Origin of the sequence: Hyalangium ruber, assembly GCF_034259325.1 — a bacterium.
GTDB classification, from domain to species: Bacteria; Myxococcota; Myxococcia; order Myxococcales; family Myxococcaceae; genus Hyalangium_A; species Hyalangium_A rubrum.
Genome location: NZ_JAXIVS010000005.1, coordinates 546,609 through 564,802 on the forward strand (window position 1 = coordinate 546,609; position 18,194 = coordinate 564,802).

Annotated in this window: 14 protein-coding genes and 1 tRNA gene; 3 read left to right on the forward strand and 12 right to left on the reverse strand. The window is 67.5% G+C overall.

Features of this window, described 5'->3' with window-relative positions; genetic code table 11:
• Window positions 1–89: 89 nt before the first annotated feature.
• Window positions 90–3,170, forward strand: coding sequence for a type 2 lanthipeptide synthetase LanM family protein (locus tag SYV04_RS17755; protein ID WP_321546992.1), 3,081 nt, complete (start codon window positions 90–92; stop codon window positions 3,168–3,170).
• Window positions 3,171–3,199: 29 nt separating this feature from the next.
• Here SYV04_RS17755 and SYV04_RS17760 read toward each other — a convergent pair whose 3' ends face one another.
• The 3 genes from SYV04_RS17760 to SYV04_RS17770 all read right to left on the reverse strand — a co-directional run bounded on the left by SYV04_RS17760 (window position 3,200) and on the right by SYV04_RS17770 (window position 5,835).
• Entirely contained in the window at window positions 3,200–4,585 is a 1,386-nt protein-coding gene (locus SYV04_RS17760) for an FAD-binding oxidoreductase (RefSeq protein ID WP_321546993.1), read from the reverse strand.
• A 334-nt stretch (window positions 4,586–4,919) separates the two neighbouring features.
• Window positions 4,920–5,453: a hypothetical protein gene (locus tag SYV04_RS17765; protein WP_321546994.1), complete on the reverse strand. Its 534-nt coding sequence runs from the start codon at window positions 5,451–5,453 to the stop codon at window positions 4,920–4,922.
• A 306-nt stretch (window positions 5,454–5,759) separates the two neighbouring features.
• Window positions 5,760–5,835: transfer RNA gene (locus SYV04_RS17770), tRNA-Thr, on the reverse strand.
• A gap of 238 nt (window positions 5,836–6,073) precedes the next feature.
• Here SYV04_RS17770 and SYV04_RS17775 point away from each other — a divergent pair.
• Window positions 6,074–7,624, forward strand: a complete 1,551-nt coding sequence (locus SYV04_RS17775; protein WP_321546995.1) for a Glu/Leu/Phe/Val family dehydrogenase — start codon at window positions 6,074–6,076, stop codon at window positions 7,622–7,624.
• Between the two features lie 74 nt (window positions 7,625–7,698).
• Here the strand turns inward: SYV04_RS17775 and SYV04_RS17780 are convergent, their stop codons facing one another.
• The gene (locus SYV04_RS17780; protein ID WP_321546996.1) at window positions 7,699–8,097 is read right to left on the reverse strand and encodes a PilZ domain-containing protein; all 399 of its coding nucleotides are present in this window, start codon (window positions 8,095–8,097) and stop codon (window positions 7,699–7,701) included.
• 109 nt (window positions 8,098–8,206) lie between these two features.
• On the opposite strand from SYV04_RS17780, the gene SYV04_RS17785 reads away from it, so the two are divergent.
• On the forward strand, window positions 8,207–8,848 hold the full coding sequence (locus SYV04_RS17785; protein ID WP_321546997.1) for a DUF6066 family protein: 642 nt from the start codon (window positions 8,207–8,209) through the stop codon (window positions 8,846–8,848).
• A 51-nt stretch (window positions 8,849–8,899) separates the two neighbouring features.
• On the opposite strand, the gene SYV04_RS17790 is transcribed toward SYV04_RS17785, so the two are convergent.
• From SYV04_RS17790 to SYV04_RS17825, 8 genes are all read right to left on the reverse strand, one after another.
• Window positions 8,900–10,558, reverse strand: a complete 1,659-nt coding sequence (locus SYV04_RS17790) for a DUF4215 domain-containing protein (RefSeq protein ID WP_422723947.1) — start codon at window positions 10,556–10,558, stop codon at window positions 8,900–8,902.
• An 81-nt stretch (window positions 10,559–10,639) separates the two neighbouring features.
• Window positions 10,640–12,070: a trypsin-like peptidase domain-containing protein gene (locus SYV04_RS17795; protein WP_321547058.1), complete on the reverse strand. Its 1,431-nt coding sequence runs from the start codon at window positions 12,068–12,070 to the stop codon at window positions 10,640–10,642.
• Window positions 12,071–12,133: 63 nt separating this feature from the next.
• Window positions 12,134–12,757 (reverse strand): nucleotide exchange factor GrpE, encoded by a 624-nt coding sequence (locus SYV04_RS17800; RefSeq protein ID WP_321546998.1) that lies wholly within the window; start codon window positions 12,755–12,757, stop codon window positions 12,134–12,136.
• Between the two features lie 121 nt (window positions 12,758–12,878).
• Window positions 12,879–13,124 carry an RNA polymerase sigma factor region1.1 domain-containing protein gene (locus tag SYV04_RS17805; protein WP_321546999.1) on the reverse strand — a complete coding sequence of 82 codons (246 nt, stop codon included), beginning with the start codon at window positions 13,122–13,124 and terminating at the stop codon, window positions 12,879–12,881.
• A gap of 94 nt (window positions 13,125–13,218) precedes the next feature.
• Window positions 13,219–15,270: an ATP-dependent zinc metalloprotease FtsH gene (gene ftsH, locus SYV04_RS17810; RefSeq protein ID WP_321547059.1), complete on the reverse strand. Its 2,052-nt coding sequence runs from the start codon at window positions 15,268–15,270 to the stop codon at window positions 13,219–13,221.
• Window positions 15,271–15,401: 131 nt separating this feature from the next.
• Entirely contained in the window at window positions 15,402–16,331 is a 930-nt protein-coding gene (locus tag SYV04_RS17815) for a hypothetical protein (RefSeq protein ID WP_321547000.1), read from the reverse strand.
• A gap of 1 nt (window position 16,332) precedes the next feature.
• Window positions 16,333–16,740, reverse strand: a complete 408-nt coding sequence (locus tag SYV04_RS17820; protein ID WP_321547001.1) for a (deoxy)nucleoside triphosphate pyrophosphohydrolase — start codon at window positions 16,738–16,740, stop codon at window positions 16,333–16,335.
• Between the two features lie 130 nt (window positions 16,741–16,870).
• A complete protein-coding gene (locus tag SYV04_RS17825; RefSeq protein ID WP_321547002.1) occupies window positions 16,871–18,094 on the reverse strand; it encodes a serine/threonine protein kinase in 1,224 nt (407 codons plus the stop codon).
• Window positions 18,095–18,194: the final 100 nt, after the last annotated feature.

Genomic DNA, 18,194 nt, shown 5'->3' on the forward strand with positions numbered 1-18,194 from the left:
TGCTACGTGCTGCCCGTGCCCCGGCCCCGGTGAATCTGGAGCGTGCCGAGAAGCGCCTCGCGCGATGGAGGGCGCAAGCGCCCTTCTCCATGAGGGACTCCTTCGAGCAGCGGCTCGCCGCTGATGGAGTGAGCCGGGATGAGCTACTCACACTGCTTGGCGAGTCGATCGAGGTGGCCGCGGAGCGCTGCGCTGCAGAGCCCGAGTGGGCGTGCGCAGTGCGCGAGAGCCTGGAGGCTAGGCTCCCCGAATCCCCCCGGCTCGCCCTGCCATCGCACTGGAAGAGCAAACCCGGCGGCGAGTTCTGGGGCTTCATCGAGCCTCTCATCCGGCGGGCTCATGCCAAGCTCGAAGCCGGGGCCAACAAGCTGCTCCGCGCCCGCGTCCACGTGCCGCTCTCGCGAGAGTCGCTCGGCGACCTGCTCATGAGCTGCCTGCCGGACGATCTGCTCAAGGCGATGCTCCGGACGCTGGTCCTAGAGCTGAACGTCGCGCGGCTGCAGGAGCAACTGAAGGGCCAGAGTCCCCAGGAGCGGTACCGCGAGTTCGCCGCGCGCATCTCAACCGCCGAGTCGGCGCTAGCGCTCTTCGCGGAGTACCCGATCCTGGCGCGGCAGCTCGTTTCCTACGCCGACGACTGGTGCCGCACGACGTTGGAACTGCTCGAAAGGCTCTGCCAGGACTGGCCGCTCATCACTCGCGCCTTCGAGGAGGCCGATCCTTCCGGCGTACTGGTAGGCATTGATGGCGGCGCGGGTGACAAGCACCGGGGTCGGGCCTCGGTGGCCCTGCTGCGCTTCAGCACGGGGTTCCAGCTCGTCTACAAACCGAGATCCCTAGCCGTCGATCTCCACTTCCAGGAGCTGCTAGGGACCTTCAATGAATGGGGCTTCCAACCGACATTTCGGAGGCTCCGCGTCTTGGACCGGGGCGCCTACGGCTGGGTGGAGCGCATCGACGCACGGGGGTGCGGTTCGCTGGCCGAGGTGCAACGCTTCTACCGCCGCCAGGGAGGGTACTTGGCCGTCCTCTATACCCTGCGGGCGACGGACATCCACTTCGAGAACATCATTGCCAATGGGGAGCACCCCACTCTCGTCGATCTTGAGTCGGTCATTCACCCGGTAGTGAAGCGCAATGATCTGGGCGCCGGGGACTTCCTGAGCGAATCCATCCTCCAGGTAGGGCTCCTGCCCATCCGCATCTGGGAGAATGAGAGTTCACCAGGTATCGACGTGAGCGCCCTCGGTGTCGAGGAAGGTCAGCTCACGCCTCGCGCAGACCCCTACTGGTCCGGCTCGGGGACGGATCAGATGCGTATGACGCGCAAGCACCGGAAGTTCTCGGGCCAAGGCCACCATCGCCCCACGTTCGAGGGGCGCCCAATCCCGGCGCTCGAACACGTCGCGGAGATCGTTGGCGGCTTCGAGGACATGTATCGGCTCATTCTCTCAAGACGCAGCGAACTGCTGGCCGACGACGGCCCGCTCCGGCGGTTCGAGCGGGACGAGATCCGCGTGCTGCTGCGCCCCACCGTGCTCTACAGCCTGATGTTGCAGGAGAGCTCGCACCCGGACTTCTTGCGTGACGAACTCGATCGGGAGCGCTTCTTCGACAAGCTCTGGGTGCAGGCGCAGGAGCGCGCGTACCTGCGCAGGGTGATCAGTGCAGAGAAGGCGGATCTGCGGCGCGGGGACATTCCTGCCTTCATGACGCTGCCGGGCTCCCGGGATCTCTGGACGAGCACGGGCGAGCGCCTCCCGGACTTCCTCGCGGAATCGGCCATGAGCCAGGTGCATGCGCGGCTGGAGGATCTGGGCGAGGGTGATCTGAAGCAGCAGCTATGGTTTATCCATGCGTCGCTCGCGATCTTGAGTACGAGCAACGTAGAGCACGAGCGCAGTCCAGCCCTGGAGCCTACCTCGGCGCCAACGAGGCACATCACCGCAGAGAGGGTGCGACGGCTCGCCACCCTTATAGGTGATCGCCTCTGTGATGTAGCCATGGAGGAGGGCGACGACGTGCATTGGCTGGGCCTCGTCCCCAATCGGCACCGCCAGTACACCATCGCCTCCCTGAACGAGAACCTCTACAGCGGCACGTCGGGGATTGCGTTGTTCCTGGCCTATCTCGGGCAGATCACGGGGGAAGCCCGGTACACGCAGATGGCCCACAGGGCATGCCGCGCCATCCTTCAGAAGCTCCGGGAGCAACGCCTCGTGGTCGAGGGGATAGGGGCATTCGAGGGGCTGGGAGGGATTGTCTACACCCTCCACCACCTTGCAGCCCTGTGGGATCAGCCCAAGTTCCTGACCGACGCGCAGAGCCTGTTCAGGCTCATATCGGAGCGGATCGAAGGAGATGAGCGGCTGGATGTCATGGGAGGCGCGGCCGGGTGTCTTCTCGCGCTCTCGACGCTGTGGCGGCGCGAGCCCTCCGAGGAACTTAGGGGCCTCATGCTCCGCTGTGGCGAACGGATCGAACAGAGAGCCGTGCAGACAGCCCAAGGGACTGGGTGGTTGACCACTGGTGAGTCTAATCAGCCGCTCACGGGCCTCTCTCACGGAGCGGCCGGGATCGCGGCAGCCCTCTTCGAGCTGTCTGCCATCGAAGGCACGGAGCGATTCCGGAAGCTGGCGCTCGAGGGGCTGCACTACGAGCGCAGCCTGTTCTCGCCAGAGCATGGCAACTGGCCGGATGTACGCACCGAGAGCGAGCGCTTCGCGCGGTTCAACTGGTGCCATGGAGCACCCGGGATCGGACTTGCGCGCCTGCGCATCCTGGGACACGAGGAGACGCCGGAACTCCGCGCCGAGATCGAGATAGCCGTGAGGACGACCCTGGCCCACGGTTTCGGCAGGAACCACTCGCTGTGCCACGGCGACCTCGGCAACCTCGACCTGCTGCTCGCTGCGAACGCCTCGCTCCCCAGCCTGCACGTGCAGGGCGAGCTCGATCGGCTTGCCGCGAAGATCGTGGAGGACATTGAGGCTCGCGGCGCGCGGTCTGGCCTACCCCTGGGCGTCGAGACCCCCGGGTTGATGGTTGGGTTGTCGGGTATCGGCCTGGGGCTGCTGCGGATCGCGGCACCGGAGCGGGTGCCGTCGGTGCTGTCGCTCGCGCCACCGTCCGCGAGGGTGAGCTCAAGTCAGGGCCCGCGCTCCGCCTGATCTGCGGAAGCCACGCCCGGACAACCTCGTCAAGTAGAGAGCGATGGGAAGAAGCTCCGGTTGAGCAGGCCCTTGGGATCATATTTGCGCCGAGCCTCCTGAATGGCGGGCCATGCGTCGCCGAACTGCTGTGCTAGGCGGGGCTCGTCGAGCCTGACCGAGCCCGTGAGGTAATAGGTCGCCCCCATCCTCATGGCCAGATCGACGAAGCCCTGGGCAGCCGCCAGGGTGACCTGCCCGTAGGCCTGGGGAACACGCGAGTACAGACCGAACCCGGTGAACATCAATTCGTTGGGGACTCGGAGCATGGGCCGCGTGAGCACCGCGCGTGTCATGGGCCACAGCACCATGTGCTCGACGTGGACAATGTTGGGGTAGATGTGCTCCTCCGTCGCCTTGATGAACCGCTCGAGGCTGGACCAGGGCACCAGCACATCAGTGAAGACGTGAGCCACCTTGGGGCTGAAGGGACGCTCGTCAGCCCGCCCAATGAGGGTGAAGTCCGGCATGCTCAGATCCTCGGTGTGGATCCACCGGCGGAACTTCAAACCCTCAAGCACCCGCGCGTCGTCAATCGCGTCCGCGCTCTGGGCCTCCAGAGTGACGTTCATCGGGTAGGAGAACGAGAAGAGCGACTTCTGGCGCCCGTCCACCACCCGAGGGCCGTGATAACAGCTCTGAATCGAGGAGTCGATGTAATCGAAGCGCCGCTCCTCCATGATGCGCACCTGATCCTCAAGGAGGGCGCCCACTTCGTCATAAAGGAGGAAATAGGTGCGGGTGTGCGGCAGGAAGCGGCGTAGGCGGTGCCGGACGCGAGTGATGATGCCGAACTGGCCATAGCCGCCGAGCACGTGCGAGAAGAGCTCGGCATTCTGGTCCGCGCTGCACCGGACGATCTCGCCATCGTAGAGGACGACCTCCAGTTCGAGGCAGTGCTCGATCTGGGTGCCGCGGCTGAACGTCGAGGAGCCGAAGCCTGCGGCGGAGTGCGTCCCGCCTACCGTGGTGCGCAAATAGCTGGGAAAGACTGGCGGCAGCACACCCAGTGGCAAGGTAGCCTCGGCCACCTCCTTCCACATGGCCCCTGCCGCAGCCTCGAACCAACCGGCTTCGACGTTGACAGGCCCAATGCCTCGGAGCTGGCGCAGGTCGATGCTCATGCCCCCTTCGTTGAGTGACTGGCCCGCGAACGAGTTGCCTCCCGCCCGCGGGGTGATGGGGATGTCGTGCTCGTAGGCATACTTGAGGACGCGTGCGACCTCCTGCGCGCTGCGAGGACGAACCGCGACGCGCGGGGTCTTCTGCATGATCTTGCCGAAATCGAGCGAGATCTCAGCAAGCTCCGAGGGAGAGTCGATCACCTCACCTTTGATGAGACCCCGGAGGTCGGAGAGGAGGCTGTTTTGCGACATGGCACGCTCAAAGAGACAACGAGGAAGGCCGCCTCCTCCACTAAAGAGGCATCGTCTGACGGAGATACTCAGCGACTTTGATGGGAGGTTCAACGGCTAGGTGCGGCTGGACACGCCCACGACGGTCTATGGGATGGGTAGGAGCAGGCCAGCAAGGTGCCTTCGCGCATTTCTTGCGATACTGCGAGGCTCGAAGAACATCCGTACCGCACCGGGAAGGAGTTCTCCATGACGCGACTGAGGGGCCTGCTAATACTGCTGGCGGGGGAAGGGCCGCCGCAGAGACGACTACAGCTCTGGTGCTGACGGAGGAGCTGAATGGCTGCCTCCTAGCCTAGTGCGTGATGGGGCAGGGGTGCTGGTCGTGGGCCTGACGAAGCCACCGGGCACCCCACGGAGTTGGAGCTAGCGCCAGGGAGCTATCGGGTGCGGCGGGAGCTGGATCATCAGCGGCCAGCCGATGCACGCAGCCGTCAGAATCCCGGAAGCCGTTCTTGCGGAGGAAGCTGTAGAGGCACTTGATGACCGCGATCTTCGGCGCCCGGCACTTCGTCCCGTTCAGCGATTCCAGGAGCTGCTCGATGCTCAGCTCGCGCAGGTTCACCGAGCCGAGCTCTTCCTGCCACCACGCTAGGTACACCTTCTGCTCGTGGACCCACTTCGAGCTGTTCTTCTTCTCGTCCCGGCTCCACGTGAGGAACTGCGAGGCCGTGTCCGCATTCAACAAGATGGGAAGCGCACGCTCAGGGCGCCGCTCGCCCGGTGGGCGGTAGCCCTCGGGGTCCGCCACGAAGCGATCCAACTCGTTGAGCGCGTCCTTCAGGTTGTCGGCGCCGGTCGAGACCTTGTAGCGGTGACTGTTCACCATCTTGGCTTGGAGATGTAGTAGGTCGGCCCGCTAGGCCCCTTGGGCTTCCTGCCGCGCTTGCTCGCGACCTGGAGGGCCCCGTTGCCCTTCGCCGGTGCCCCCTGATCCACCGGGACCTCGGGCTCCCCCAGGTCCTTCCAGTAGATCTCCCCCCGGCCCAACTTCCCCTGAACCCGCCTCGACGCTTCGACTTCACTACCTGCTCCCCGCAGGGGTGTTGGGTAGCGTTACCCAACAGATTCCCCAACAGGGCTAATAAAAAGGGCCGGCTGCTTTCGCAGCCGGCCCTCAAGTGCTTGATTTTTCTGGAGCCGACATCCGGATTTGAACCGGAGACCTACTGATTACGAATCAGTTGCTCTACCAACTGAGCTATGTCGGCGCGACGTGGGCGGGGCGAATACCATGCACCCTCATGCAGGGCAACCGGTTTCGTTCATGCCCCCTGACCTACCGACCGGTCGGCGGGGCCTAGATGACACAGTGCGTTGCCTAAGTGCCCGTCATCTCTGGTGTTTTGGGCGGCAACCAGCACCCAGCGGCGGTTGATTCCCCCTCGGGCCTGTGCGCATAAGGGCCGCGATTCAACCCCCCTTCGCCTCAAGCGAGGAGCAACTTCCATGGCCAGCGAAGAGAACTTCATGCGCGCCCCGGCGCCCAGCCCGAAGCGCACTGTCTACACGGAGGCGATGGAGATCTTCCACCGCGCCGCCGACCTGATCGGTCTGGACAAACGCGTTCGCCTCGAGCTCGAGGAGCCCGACTACGAGCACATCTTCTACGTCACCACCAAGCTGAAGGACCGTCTGGTCCCCCTCGCCCCCGAGGAGGCCAAGGCCTTCTCTGACCTCTCCGCCACCCAGGTCCGCAACCCCGACGGACTTGAGCGTCTGGCCGATGGGAAGATCATCCTCAATGGCCGCGCCCTGCTCGGCTCGGACGTATCCATTCGCCGCGGCCACCTGCGCCTGCCCGATGGCGGCGTCTACCAGCTCGTCCCCGGCGAGTCCCAGCGCTTCAAGGCCTACCGCGTCCAGCACAACCAGGCCCGCGGCCCCTACAAGGGCGGTATCCGCTACCACCGCGAGGTCTCCCTCGATCTCTTCAAGGCCCTGGCCGCGGAGATGACCTGGAAGACCGCCATCTCCGAGGTCCCCTTCGGCGGCGGCAAGGGCGGCATCCAGATCGACCCGCGCCAGTACGGCCGCGAGGAGCTGGAGAACATCACCCTGCGCTTCATGTACAAGCTCAAGGGCCTCATCGGTCCCAACATCGACATCCCCGCCCCCGACGTGGGCACCAACGGGGACATCATGGCCCTCATGTACCGTCAGTACTCGGACGGTGAGCGCGAGCGCCACAACATGCGCGGCATCGTCACCGGTAAGGACGTGCGCATCGGCGGCTCCGAGGGCCGCGTCAAGGCCACCGGCCAGGGCGTCGTCTACTGCATCGAGGACTTCTACGCCGACCGCGGCGAGACCGTGAAGGGCAAGACCTTCACCATGCAGGGCTTCGGCAACGTGGGTAGCCACGCCGCCGCCATCCTCTCCTCCATGGGCGCCCGCCTGCTGGCCGTCAATGACGCCGATGGCTCCATCTACAACGGCGACGGCATCGACGTGAACGCCCTCATGGCGTACGTCAGCGACCCGAAGAACCTCAAGCGCAGCGTCGCCGGCTTCCCCGGCGCCCAGCGCATCGAGAAGAAGGACCTCTGGGAGGTTCAGGCCGACATCCTCATCCCCGCCGCTCTGGGTGGCGAGATCACCGGTGACGTGGCCGAGAAGCTCAAGGTCAAGCTCATCGCCGAGGGCGCCAACGGCCCCACCACCCCCGAGGCCGACCGCGTCCTGCAGAAGCGCGGCATCGACCTGATCCCCGACATCATCGCCAACGCCGGCGGCGTGACGGTGAGCTACTACGAGTGGATCCAGAACAAGCGCATGGAGCGCTGGAGCGAGGCCGAAGTCGATCAGCGCCTCGAGAAGGCGATGAAGCGCAACTACCGCATCATCCGCGACATCTCCCGCAACCAGCCGCGCAAGACCGAGATGCACGACAGCCGCCACTACGCCATCGGCAAGACCGTGGACCCGCGCTGCGCCGCGATGATCCTCGCGCTCAAGCGCATCGAGGCCCACTACCTGCTCGAGGGCTTCTCGCAGTAACCGGCTCACGCCTTCCGGCGTGACCCAGGGCTCGGTCTCCTCACAGGGGGCCGAGCCCTTTGCATTTCAACGCCTCAGTGCATCACCCGCTCGCGATCCACCAGCAGCAGCGGCGCGTCGTCGTGCGTCTCGTACGCCACGATTCGCAGGCCCACGCCTCGGCTGTTGCCCTCGCGCCCGTCCTGCCGCCCGTACGAGAGCGCCACCTGGTAGCGCACCTCCGCCAGGCACGTCATCTCCGTGCCGTCCTCCCCCGCGAACGTCACCTTCAACCGCTCTCCCAAAGGCAGCGGCTCGCGTGTCTCCACGAACAGCCCCCGCATGCTGATGTTGCGACCGATACCCCGCGTCATCCCGTCATGCGTGCTCAGGTACACGGTGAAGACCTTGTCGAACCGAAGGTGTGCGCGCCGCTCGTTCACTCGGGGGTGCCTCCAAGACGTTGAGGCCCACAAACTACATGGTGGTTTCATGTAGGCAAATTATCTACCCCTCGCTACCTACACGTACTTGCCTGGAAGCGTGCCGGGAGCGCCCGCCGGTGGCACCATGGACGGCCCCCCTTTTCCAAGAGAGCCCGCCGTGAACCGCCTGCTCGTCACCCTTGCCCTGCTGCTGCCCGCGCTCGCCTCCGCGGACGTGGATCCGCGCTTTGCCCGGCTCCGGGACGCCGCCGAGCCCCTGGGAGGCCTCAACGCCTTCCTCAGCCGCTACATCGGCGAGTGCGGAGATGTGTTCGCCTCGGCCGACTGCCGCACCAAGGCGGACGCCTTCCGCAAGAACTACAAGGGCAAGAAGCTGTACATGATCGTCGACGAGGCCGTGGTGAACCAGGTGTCGCCCGGCCCGTACCAGCCCACCACGGGCGACTACGTCATCAACATCCTGCCCTTCTTCTCCGGGGGCAGCTACGCGCTCACCCACGGCACGCCCAAGAAGACGAACGCGGCCGGCAACCCCATCCTCCCGCTGCTGAGCGTGACGGGCCGGGCGCCCACGGACTGGACGGGGCCGTACTTCACCCGGCTGTTCTCCAACCAGGGCGTCCGCGTACAGGTCGTCTTCACCCCGCTGGACATCTGGAGCCTGGCCAAGCCCAAGGGCGGGAAGACGTTCGGCGTGTCGGCCCGCATCGAGGCCATCCTCCTCACCGAGGGCCGCACCGGGCAGGAGCTGGGGCTGTGGCTGGACGGCAAGGACGCCAACACCCGCAAGAAGAAGTAGGCGCCCCCGAAGGGCCCGGGGCGCGGCACATGGCCGCGCCCCCAGGCTCCGCTAGCCGATGTACGGCAGGCAGGTGTTGCTGCACAGGTCGTCGTTGACCTGGTTGCCGTCGTCGCAGCTCTCGCCGCGGTCCTCCTGGGTGATGCCATCGCCGCAGCGCGGACCGAGGATGCACCCGGGGGCACACTGGCCATAGCCTCCCGCGTTCGTCCCGTCGTCACACTGCTCGGGCGACTGGACGATGCCGTCGCCGCAGGTGTTCTCGCAATCGGTGCGGCGGCTGACGAAGTTGGTGAGGGTCAGCTTGTAGGAGGAGGCCGTGGTGTGGCGTTCGGCCTGGAACACGACGGCCTCGTACACCTTGCCCACCTCCAGGCCGAACTGAGAGGCCCGCTGAGAGAGCGTCACGCTGCCGTTGAGCGCCGAGTGAACGCCGCCGAGATCGACGGCCAGGTGCTTGTTGATGAAGACCCACACATCGTCGTCACCGCGGAACTCGAGCACCTCGGTGCCCTTGTACTCGAACCAGTAGCGCGCCTCGCTGGTGAAGCTGAAGTTGTGCTGATTGTTGCGCTCGGGCTCTTCGCCCGTGGCCACCCAGCCCTTGTCGTCGAGCGGGAAGAAGTCCGGCTCGTCGAACTGGTACGCCCCGTTGGACTGCTTTTCCAGCGTCAGCGTGCCCACGAGCGTCTTGTTGACGCCCGCGGTGTCCTTGTACCACTGGCTGAAAGGCCCGGCGCCGTGGGTGGTGGTGCTGCCACCGCCGGTCTTCGCGTACACCGGCTTGCCGTCCTCGCCCAGGAGGCTGGCGACGATGCCCGTCTCTGCTCCGTTGGCGTTCTCGAAGTCGACGTGACCGCCCGAGAGATCGTTGCCGCGGAAATCGCGGTACACGACGGGGATCTTCACGGTGTCCGGGGCCACCTCCTCGACGAGCCGGCACTGGAAGCCCGGCTCGAGCTTGCAGAGCGAGGAGCACCCGTCGTTGTTGCGCTGGTTGCCATCATCGCACTCCTCGTTCGTCCCCGGGAGGATCAGGCCGTCACCACACACGGCCGTGCAGGTGCCATTGGTGCAGCGGGGCTCGTGCGTACACAGCGGCGAGCAGCCATCGCCCATGTCGTTGTTGCCGTCGTCGCACTGCTCGGTGCCTTCCGTGAGGGTGTCACCGCAACGGATGGGCACGCAGGCCTGGCCCGCCGTGGGGCACTTGTAGCCATTCTCCAGGCGGCACGTCACACCGCAGCCATCTCCCTCCGCCAGCGGGTTGTTCCCGTCCTCGCACTCCTCGTCGCCAGCGATGATGCCGTCCCCGCAGCGGGCGGCCACGCAGCGACCTCCGTTCTGAGCGCACACCCACCCCGCTTCCTGGGCACACTGACTGCTGCAGCCATCGCCCGAGGTGGTGTTGCGGTCATCGCACGTCTCGCTGCCGCCCCGGCGTCCGTCCCCGCAGATGTTGGCGAAACAGGGCGCGCCGGGCGTGTCACAGAACCAGCCCGGTTCGACGTTGCGACAGTTCGCCGCGCAGCCATCGCCATCCGACCGGTTGCCGTCGTCACAGGCCTCACCGGCCTGCAGCGTCCCGGTGCCACAGTTGAGGTCCTCTGGCTTCCCGTCCGGAGGGTCTCCCACACAGCCGGCCAGGGTGGCGAGCAACGAGACAACGAATAGCCTCAAAAACCACGGTCGAAGGTGTCCATCGCGCATGGCACCATCGTGAAACCCGAAGAATAGCGAGTCAAATAGAACCCGGACTCTCGGTCATCCGGAAAGGTGACCTGGAGTGCGCTAGGGAGAGAGCGCCACGTACTGCTCGACGTCGCCGCGCTGCACGCGCAGCAGGACCTTGGTGCCCGCCCCACCCTTCTCCAGCGTCGCGCGAACTCCCGCCACATCCTTCACCCGGCGGCGGTTCACCTCCAGGAGGACGTCGCCCGCGGCCACGCCCGCCTGCGCCGCGGGGCTGTTGGGCACCACGCCCGTCACCAGGATGCCCACATACGCCTCGAACCCCAGGGGCCCCGCCACCTCGGGAGGCATATCCCTCAGCACCAGGCCCAGTTCCTCCATGTTGCCGGGGCTGTTGAGCGCCTGCTGCGTCTCGGGCGCCGGGCGCGCCGCCAACGTCACCGTCACCTCCTGCGTCTGCCCATCGCGCTGCAGCGTCAGCTTCGTCTCGGAGCCGGGCGCCAGCAGCGCCACCTTGCGCAGCATCTGCCCGTAGGAGCCGATGGGCTTGCCGTTCACGGCCAGCAGGCGATCTCCGGGGCGAATACCCGCGTTGGCGGCCGGGCTGCGGCGGTAGACGTCCTTCACCACCAGGTAGCGCCCCACCTCGCCGGGGCGCGGGTCGTCGATGTTCACCCCCAGCCACCCGCGCTCCAGCCGCCCGTTCTCGCGCAGGTTGGGCAGCAGATCCTTCACCATGTTGATGGGCACCGCGAAGCCGATGCCCTGGCCCCCGCTGAGGATGGCGGTGTTCACCCCCACCACCTCGCCGCGCATGTTGAAGAGCGGGCCGCCGGAGTTGCCGGGGTTGATCAGCGCATCGGTCTGGATGAAGTCATCGAAGATGCCCACGCCCAGCGAGCGCTCCTTGGCGGAGATCATCCCGTGGGCCACCGAGTGGTCCAACCCGAACGGGTTGCCGATGGCCACCACCCAGTCCCCCACCTCGAGCCGATCCGAGTCTCCGAGGTACACCGCCGGCAGGGGCTGGAGTCCCACCTCGCGCAGCCGCAACAGCGCCACGTCCGTGGAAGCGTCCCGGCCCACCACCTCCGCGGGGAACTCGCGGCCGTCGCCCAGCCGAACGACGATCTGCCGCGCCTGGGCCACCACATGGTTGTTCGTCACCACCAGCCCCTCGGGCGTCAGCACGAAGCCCGAGCCCGTCGAACGCCCCGCCTGCGCGAGCGCGTTCTTCGGCACGTTCACCGTGGTGATGTTGACCACCGCCGCCTCCACCGCGCGGATCAGCGGCGCCAGCGAGGTGGGCGGAACGAAGGCGGGGATGCCTGGGTCCTCAGCGGCCCGCTCACGCCACAGTTCCAGGCTGCTGCCGGCCGAGCCTGCTCGCTCGCCCTGCCCCTGGAACCAGTTGGAGTGCTCGCGAGAGCGAGCCTGCATCCACTCCTCCAGGCCTGACTGCGCACTCGCAGTAGAGGCGAGCACCAGGCACAGGAGGAGCAGACATCGCGGCAGAGAGGGAAGATCCATGAGTGGGGACATGGCGACGGGGCAACAACCTCCCCCCCCGCCTATTTCCCACCGGGCTGCCGGTCAAGCCTGAGCTGGGGCCACGTACTTGGCCACCTTCACCCGGGCCGGGCGGATGATCCGATCCTTCATCCGGTAGCCTGCCCGCACCTCGGCCACGACGCGCTGGTCATCGTCCGGCTGGGTGGTGATCTCCATGTCGGTCGCCTCGGCGGTGTTGGGGTCGTACGGCTGGCCCACCACCTGGATGCGCTCGATGCCGAGCCCCTGCGCCTTGGTCAGGAGCCCGTCGCGGATCATCTTCACGCCCTGGCCCAGCCCCGTGCTGGCCGCCTCCGGCCCGCTCATGCTGAGGCAGCGGTCCAGCTCATCGATGGCCTCCAGCAGCGACTGGGCCACGTTGCCGCGCTCCACGTCCATCATCCGCTCGCGCTCGCGGGTGAGGCGCTGCTTGAACTCCTCGCGGTCCTTGTTGACCGCCTGGTAGGCCCGCGCCAGCTCGTCCACGCGACGGCGCGAAGCCTCCAGCTCGGCCTCCAGCCGCTGGCGCTCCGCGTCCACCGCGGGCGCGCCCGAGGCCTCCTGGGCGGAGGTGCCCCCTTCGGGTTGTGCCTGCTGCGAAGCCGTGGGCTCCGCCGGGCGAGCCTGCTCCTGCGTACCTTCCTGAGTGCGGGGGTTGCCGTCCATATCGAACCTGCGTCGCTCTCCGACGCCAGAGAGCGCGCCGTAATGGGTGTCGTTGTTGTCCTACATCCCTGACCAGGGCGAACCTAACCGCCGGTCAGGGCCTGTCAACGCACCTGTCACGCTAGTGCTCGGAAGGTGCCGGCTCCTGCTGCTCCAGGAAGCCGTGGTCCACCTGTCCGGTCACCTCGTCGATGATCTCCACCTGGGCTGCTCGGAGCGAGTAGTAAAGCAACCACCGCTCCGCGGCCGTCAGAGTCCCGGCGGGAAGCGCCTTCTCGATCTCCTGCACCGTCAACCGCCCCTCGCGCAATCCCTTGGCGAAGAGGGCCTTACGAGCCATGTAGCTCTTCCCGATCCTGTTCTCCACGGCGCCTCCTCCTTCTGGTCAGAAGTTAATTCGCCTTTTGGACACCGCAGCCCGTGACAGGGGCCCCTTGTCCGATCGCCCAGCAAACAGGCGATCAAACGTCCCGGGAGGACTCGGTGTGCTGGGTGGGAGGACTGCCTTCCTGCTCTCCCGCCGGGTGCGCGGCGACCACCTGCCGAGCCTCCGGATGCAGCAGGCCCCGATCCGGAACCACCTTGGGCCCCAACAGCGGCGTCATGGCATCTTCTTCGATGACTTCGGTGGCCAAGAGTCGCGCGGCCAGGGCGTGAACCTTGTCGCGGTGGGTGCGCAGCACGTTCCGGGCGCGATCCAGCGCCTCGGTGACCAGCTTGCGCACCTCCTCGTCCACCATGCGCGCCGTCTGCTCGGAGTAGGTGCGCACCTCGGGCACCCCCGCCGACCGCAGGAAGCCCGGGCCATGCTCGGCCCCCAGCGCCACGGGGCCCAGCGTGCTCATGCCGTAGTCGCGCACCATCAGCCGGGCGATCTCCGTGGCCTGTTTGATGTCGTTGGAGGCGCCGGTGGAGACCTCTCCGATGAAGAGCTCCTCCGCGGCCCGGCCGCCCATCATCTGCGCCATCTTGTCGCGCAGCTCATCCAGCGACATGAGGTAGCGGTCCTCCAGCGGCAGCGACATGGTGTAGCCCAGCGCCGCCAGACCGCGCGGGATGATGGAGACCTTCGTCACCCGCTCCGCGTAGGGCAGCATCCACCCCACCACGGCGTGGCCCGCCTCGTGGTGCGCGACGATTTCCTTCTCGCGCTCGTTCATGCGGCGGTTCTTCTTCTCCAGACCCGCCACCACGCGCTCGATGGCCTCCTCGAACTCCGAGCGCGTCACCGCGTCACGGTTGCGCCGCGCGGCCAGCAGCGCCGCCTCGTTCACCACGTTGGCCAGGTCGGCGCCCGCGAAACCCGGGGTGCGCGCGGCAATGGCCTTCAGGTCCACGTCCGGCCCCAGCTTCACGTTGCGCGAGTGGATCTCCAGAACCCGCTCGCGGCCCCGCTTGTCCGGCCGATCCACCAGCACCTGCCGGTCGAAGCGGCCCGGGCGCATCAGGGCGCTGTCGAGGATCTCCGGCCGGTTGGTGGCCGCCAGAATGATGAGCCCGGTGCGGCCATCGAAGCCGTCCATCTCCGCCAGGAGCTGGTTGAGCGTCTGCTCGCGCTCGTCATGCCCGCCGGCGACGCCCGCGTTGCGGCTCTTGCCGATCGCGTCCAGCTCGTCGATGAAGATGATGCACGGGGCCTTGGCCGCCGCCTGGGCGAACAAGTCACGGACACGCGCGGCGCCCACGCCCACGAACATCTCCACGAACTCGGAGCCGGAGAGGCTGAAGAAGGGCACGCCCGCCTCGCCCGCCACGGCCCGGGCCAGCAGCGTCTTGCCCGTTCCCGGCGGCCCCACCAGCAGCACGCCCTTGGGGATGCGGCCTCCCAGGCGGCGGAACTTCTCGGGCGTCTTGAGGAACTCGACGATCTCCCGCAGCTCGTCCACCGCCTCGTCCACGCCGGCCACGTCCTTGAAGCCCACGCCGGTGTCGGCCTCGGCCTGCACCTTCGCGCGCGTCTTGCCGAAGCTCATGACGCTCTGCGGCCCCTGGCCCATGCCGCCGGCCACCCGCCGCATCATGAAGCTCCAGAAGAGCAGCACCAGGCCCATGGGGATCAGCCAGATCCACAGCACCTCGGACAGGCCCGACTGCGGCACCGCCTCGTACTGGACGCCCTTCTCCTGCAGCAGCTCGACGAGCTTGTCGTCGCCTGACACGCGGTAGGCCATCCACGGCAGCGCGTTGAGCTCTCCCCGCAGCGGCCGCTCCTGGGCCGGCTGGGCCTGCGGCGCGGGCGCGCTCTCTTTGAGGAAGCCCTTCACCCACTCATCGGTCACCTGCACCCGGGTGAACTGGCCGCTCTCCACCGCCTCGCGGAACTGGCTGTAGCTGACCCGCCGCACGCCCGCGTCCTGGAAGACGTTGCGGAACAGCAGGAACCCCAAAACCAGCAGGAGGATGTAGCCCAGCGGCGAGCCGAACTTGAACCCCTTGGAGGGCGTCTGCGGCTTCTCTGGCTTCCTGTTACGAGGGCCCAGCCCTCCGGAAGGTGTTGGATCCTGCTGCTTCATCGTCGGCACGCTCGCCCCTCCCCAAACCCCCGCCCATGTGGCGAGGCGTCACACCTGCCGCCGAAAGATGGTCACCCCCGCCAGCCCGTCAACCCGCCGTACTCACAGTCCTGTCCGGGTGCGAACGACAGTCAACGGCAGTCAGTGCGATAGAAAGGTTGGCCAGTGAACTCGGAGCCCATCAGATAGCCCTTCCCGCCCGGGGTGAACGTCAGGGCCTCGGCCTGGGCCTGGCTCGCGCCGGGCACTTCGGCCACCTGTCCTTCGATCAGCTCCTCGAGGCGCTGCGCCTGGGGCCGACGGACCTCCCACACCCGGGTATAGGTGCGCAGCAGCAGCCGCTCCCCCGAGGGGTGCAGGGACGCCGCCGTGGTCAGCCGGTCCACCTCCTGCGGCGCGCGCAGCGTGCCCAGCCGTGTGGCCTTCCCGACTCCGCCCGGGCTCAGGCCGTCCAGCGCATACACCTCGCCGAGCGAGTCCATCGTCTTGGTGATGACGGCCAGCCGCCCGGTGCGTGCATCGATGATGAGGGACTCGGTGTTGCGCGGGCCCTCGGGGTAGGTGAACGCCAGCGTCTCCACGGGGAGGCTGACGTCCGCGAGCTGCTCCGGCTCCGGCAACCGATAGAGCCGCACCTGCTCGCGGCGCTGGAAGTTGTCCCCCGTGTCCGCCAGGTAGAGGCACGGCGGAGCATTGGCCCCCGGCGCGCACGGCCCCACGGTGATGTCCTCGACATCGCGCGGCGTGGCCCCCGTCAGCGTCACGGTGGCGCGCACCTTCCCGCTGTCCTCCACCGCATACAGCCGGAAGTCGTTGTCCGAGTCGTTGTGGGCCCAGAAGATGCCCGGGTGCCGAGCGCTGGCCGCCATGCCGGACAGCTCTGGCAGCTCCGCGGGCACGGTGCCCGTCTGCCGGGGCTCACCATAGAGCGTGCAGCCGGGTACCCCGTCGGCGGGCGCGTAGTGGCCCGCATCGGGAGCCGAGGACTCGAGGGTGACGGGCTTGGAGCGCGAGCAGGCGCACAGCAGGCCCGCGATCAGCAGCGGGGCCAGGCGTCGCACGTCACGGTTCCAGGTCGAGCAGCTTCGCCAGCGTCTTCGCGTCCGCGTCGGGGAACTGGTACTTCGCCATGTCCTCGAGCTTCACCCAGCGGTGGTCATGCACGCGCAGGTGCTGGATGGGGGCCTTCTCGTCGCGCAGCCGGCAGTGGAAGACGCGGAAGTCGATGTCGTAGTTCGGATACTCGTGGAGCGTGTGCATCGCCTGCTCCAGCACCCGGATCTCCACGCCCATCTCCTCGCGGAGCTCTCGCGCGAGCGCCTGAGCGTCCGCCTCGCCCGGCTCTACCCGGCCACCGGGGAACTCCCAGAGCAACGGCAGCGAGGCCTTCGGAGGCCGCTGGGTGATGAGGTAGCACCCTTCGTCGTTCTGGAGCATCGCGCCGACAACGCGGATCTGACGGCGACCCATACGCTTCTCCTGTCTCTCCCTGGGGGGAGGGGCGGCCTAACACAGCGCACGCCCGGCGCCAATCCTCTCACTGCCGGTGAGAGGCTGCGCACGGCCCCGCCAGGGTGCCACCCCCGCCTCCCCTGCCGGCTCACCGGGACGGCGTGTCCTTCTTTCGGCGCCCCTCCGCCGAGGAGCCAGCGCGCCGGCCCTGGCCTGCTCCCCCGCTCTTGTGCCCCGCGGTGCTCGAGCGGGCCACAGCGCTCCGGGAGCGGCCGCGCGAGGGGGCTCGCAGCAGGGCCGATACCTCACTGGCCGCCTCGGGCCGACCGTAGAACTGGCCCACGCGCCACAGGTGCAGGCGCAGCTCGTGGCCGAACTCCGCGCACGAGGCATAGCGGTCCGTCCGCCGGGGAGACAGGGCCCGGCGCAGGATGGGGCGCAGGCCCACGGGCACCGCCCGCGTCGCCTCCGCCACATCCCGAGGCGTCAGCGCCCGGATCCGATCGACGAACCCCCAGGTGAGCTTGTGGATGCGGCCCCGCAAGTCCCGCACCAGTGCGGTGGCGGCCTCGTCTCCCGGCCCCATCGCCACCGCCTCCTCCATGCGCTGCCGCAGCTCGTGCAGTTCGTGGGTGACGCGGTCCGAGCCCTCGACCAGGGGCCTGCCCGTCAGCAGGTGCAGCAGCACGGCGGCCAGCGAGAATTGATCCGTGCGCCCGTCGATGGTGCCCTTGCGCGTCAGCTCCGGCGAGGCATACGCGAGGTTGCCCGGCAGCGCGTCGTCCTCCGTGGGCTGGCGCCCCGGGAGCGCCGCCCACACGGTGCCGAAGTCGGTGAGCTTCACCTCGCCCCGCGAGCCCACCATGATGGTGCGCGGCGACACGTTGCGGTGGACCAGGCGCAGCCAGCGGCCCTCCTCGCTGGTGAGCTCGTGGGCGTGGTGCAGCGCATCGGCCACCTCGCTGCCCACGTAGCAGGCGAACGCCTCGGTCAGGGGCTTGCTCGCCTGCGCTGCCGCCTCAATCAATGTGTCGAGCCGGTGCCCCTCCACGTACTCCAACACCAGGTAGGGGTCCCCCACGCTGCCGTCCACGTCGTGCATGCCGGCGATGCCGGGGTGCCTCAGCCGCGCGGTGATGGCCACCTCCTCCATCAGGCGCCGGTAATCCTCCTCCCGGCACTCGCGGCTCAACCGCTTGAGCACGACGTAGTCCCCGGTGTTGGTGTCGAACCTCCGCCGGGCGAGCAGCAGCTCCCCATGGACGGTCTGCTCCAAGGGGCGGATGAGCTCATAAGTCGTGCGCCCGGACTCCAGCAGCACGGGGCCAGCGGGGCCGGCGGCGGGGGGACGATCCAGTGGCGGACTGGTCATGAAGGGGCTCCTTTTCCAGGAAAGATGGCTCAATGCCTTGGGACACTACCCTGAGGGTAAATTTACAGCGACTCTACTTCGAGAGTAGCCCTGGAATGGA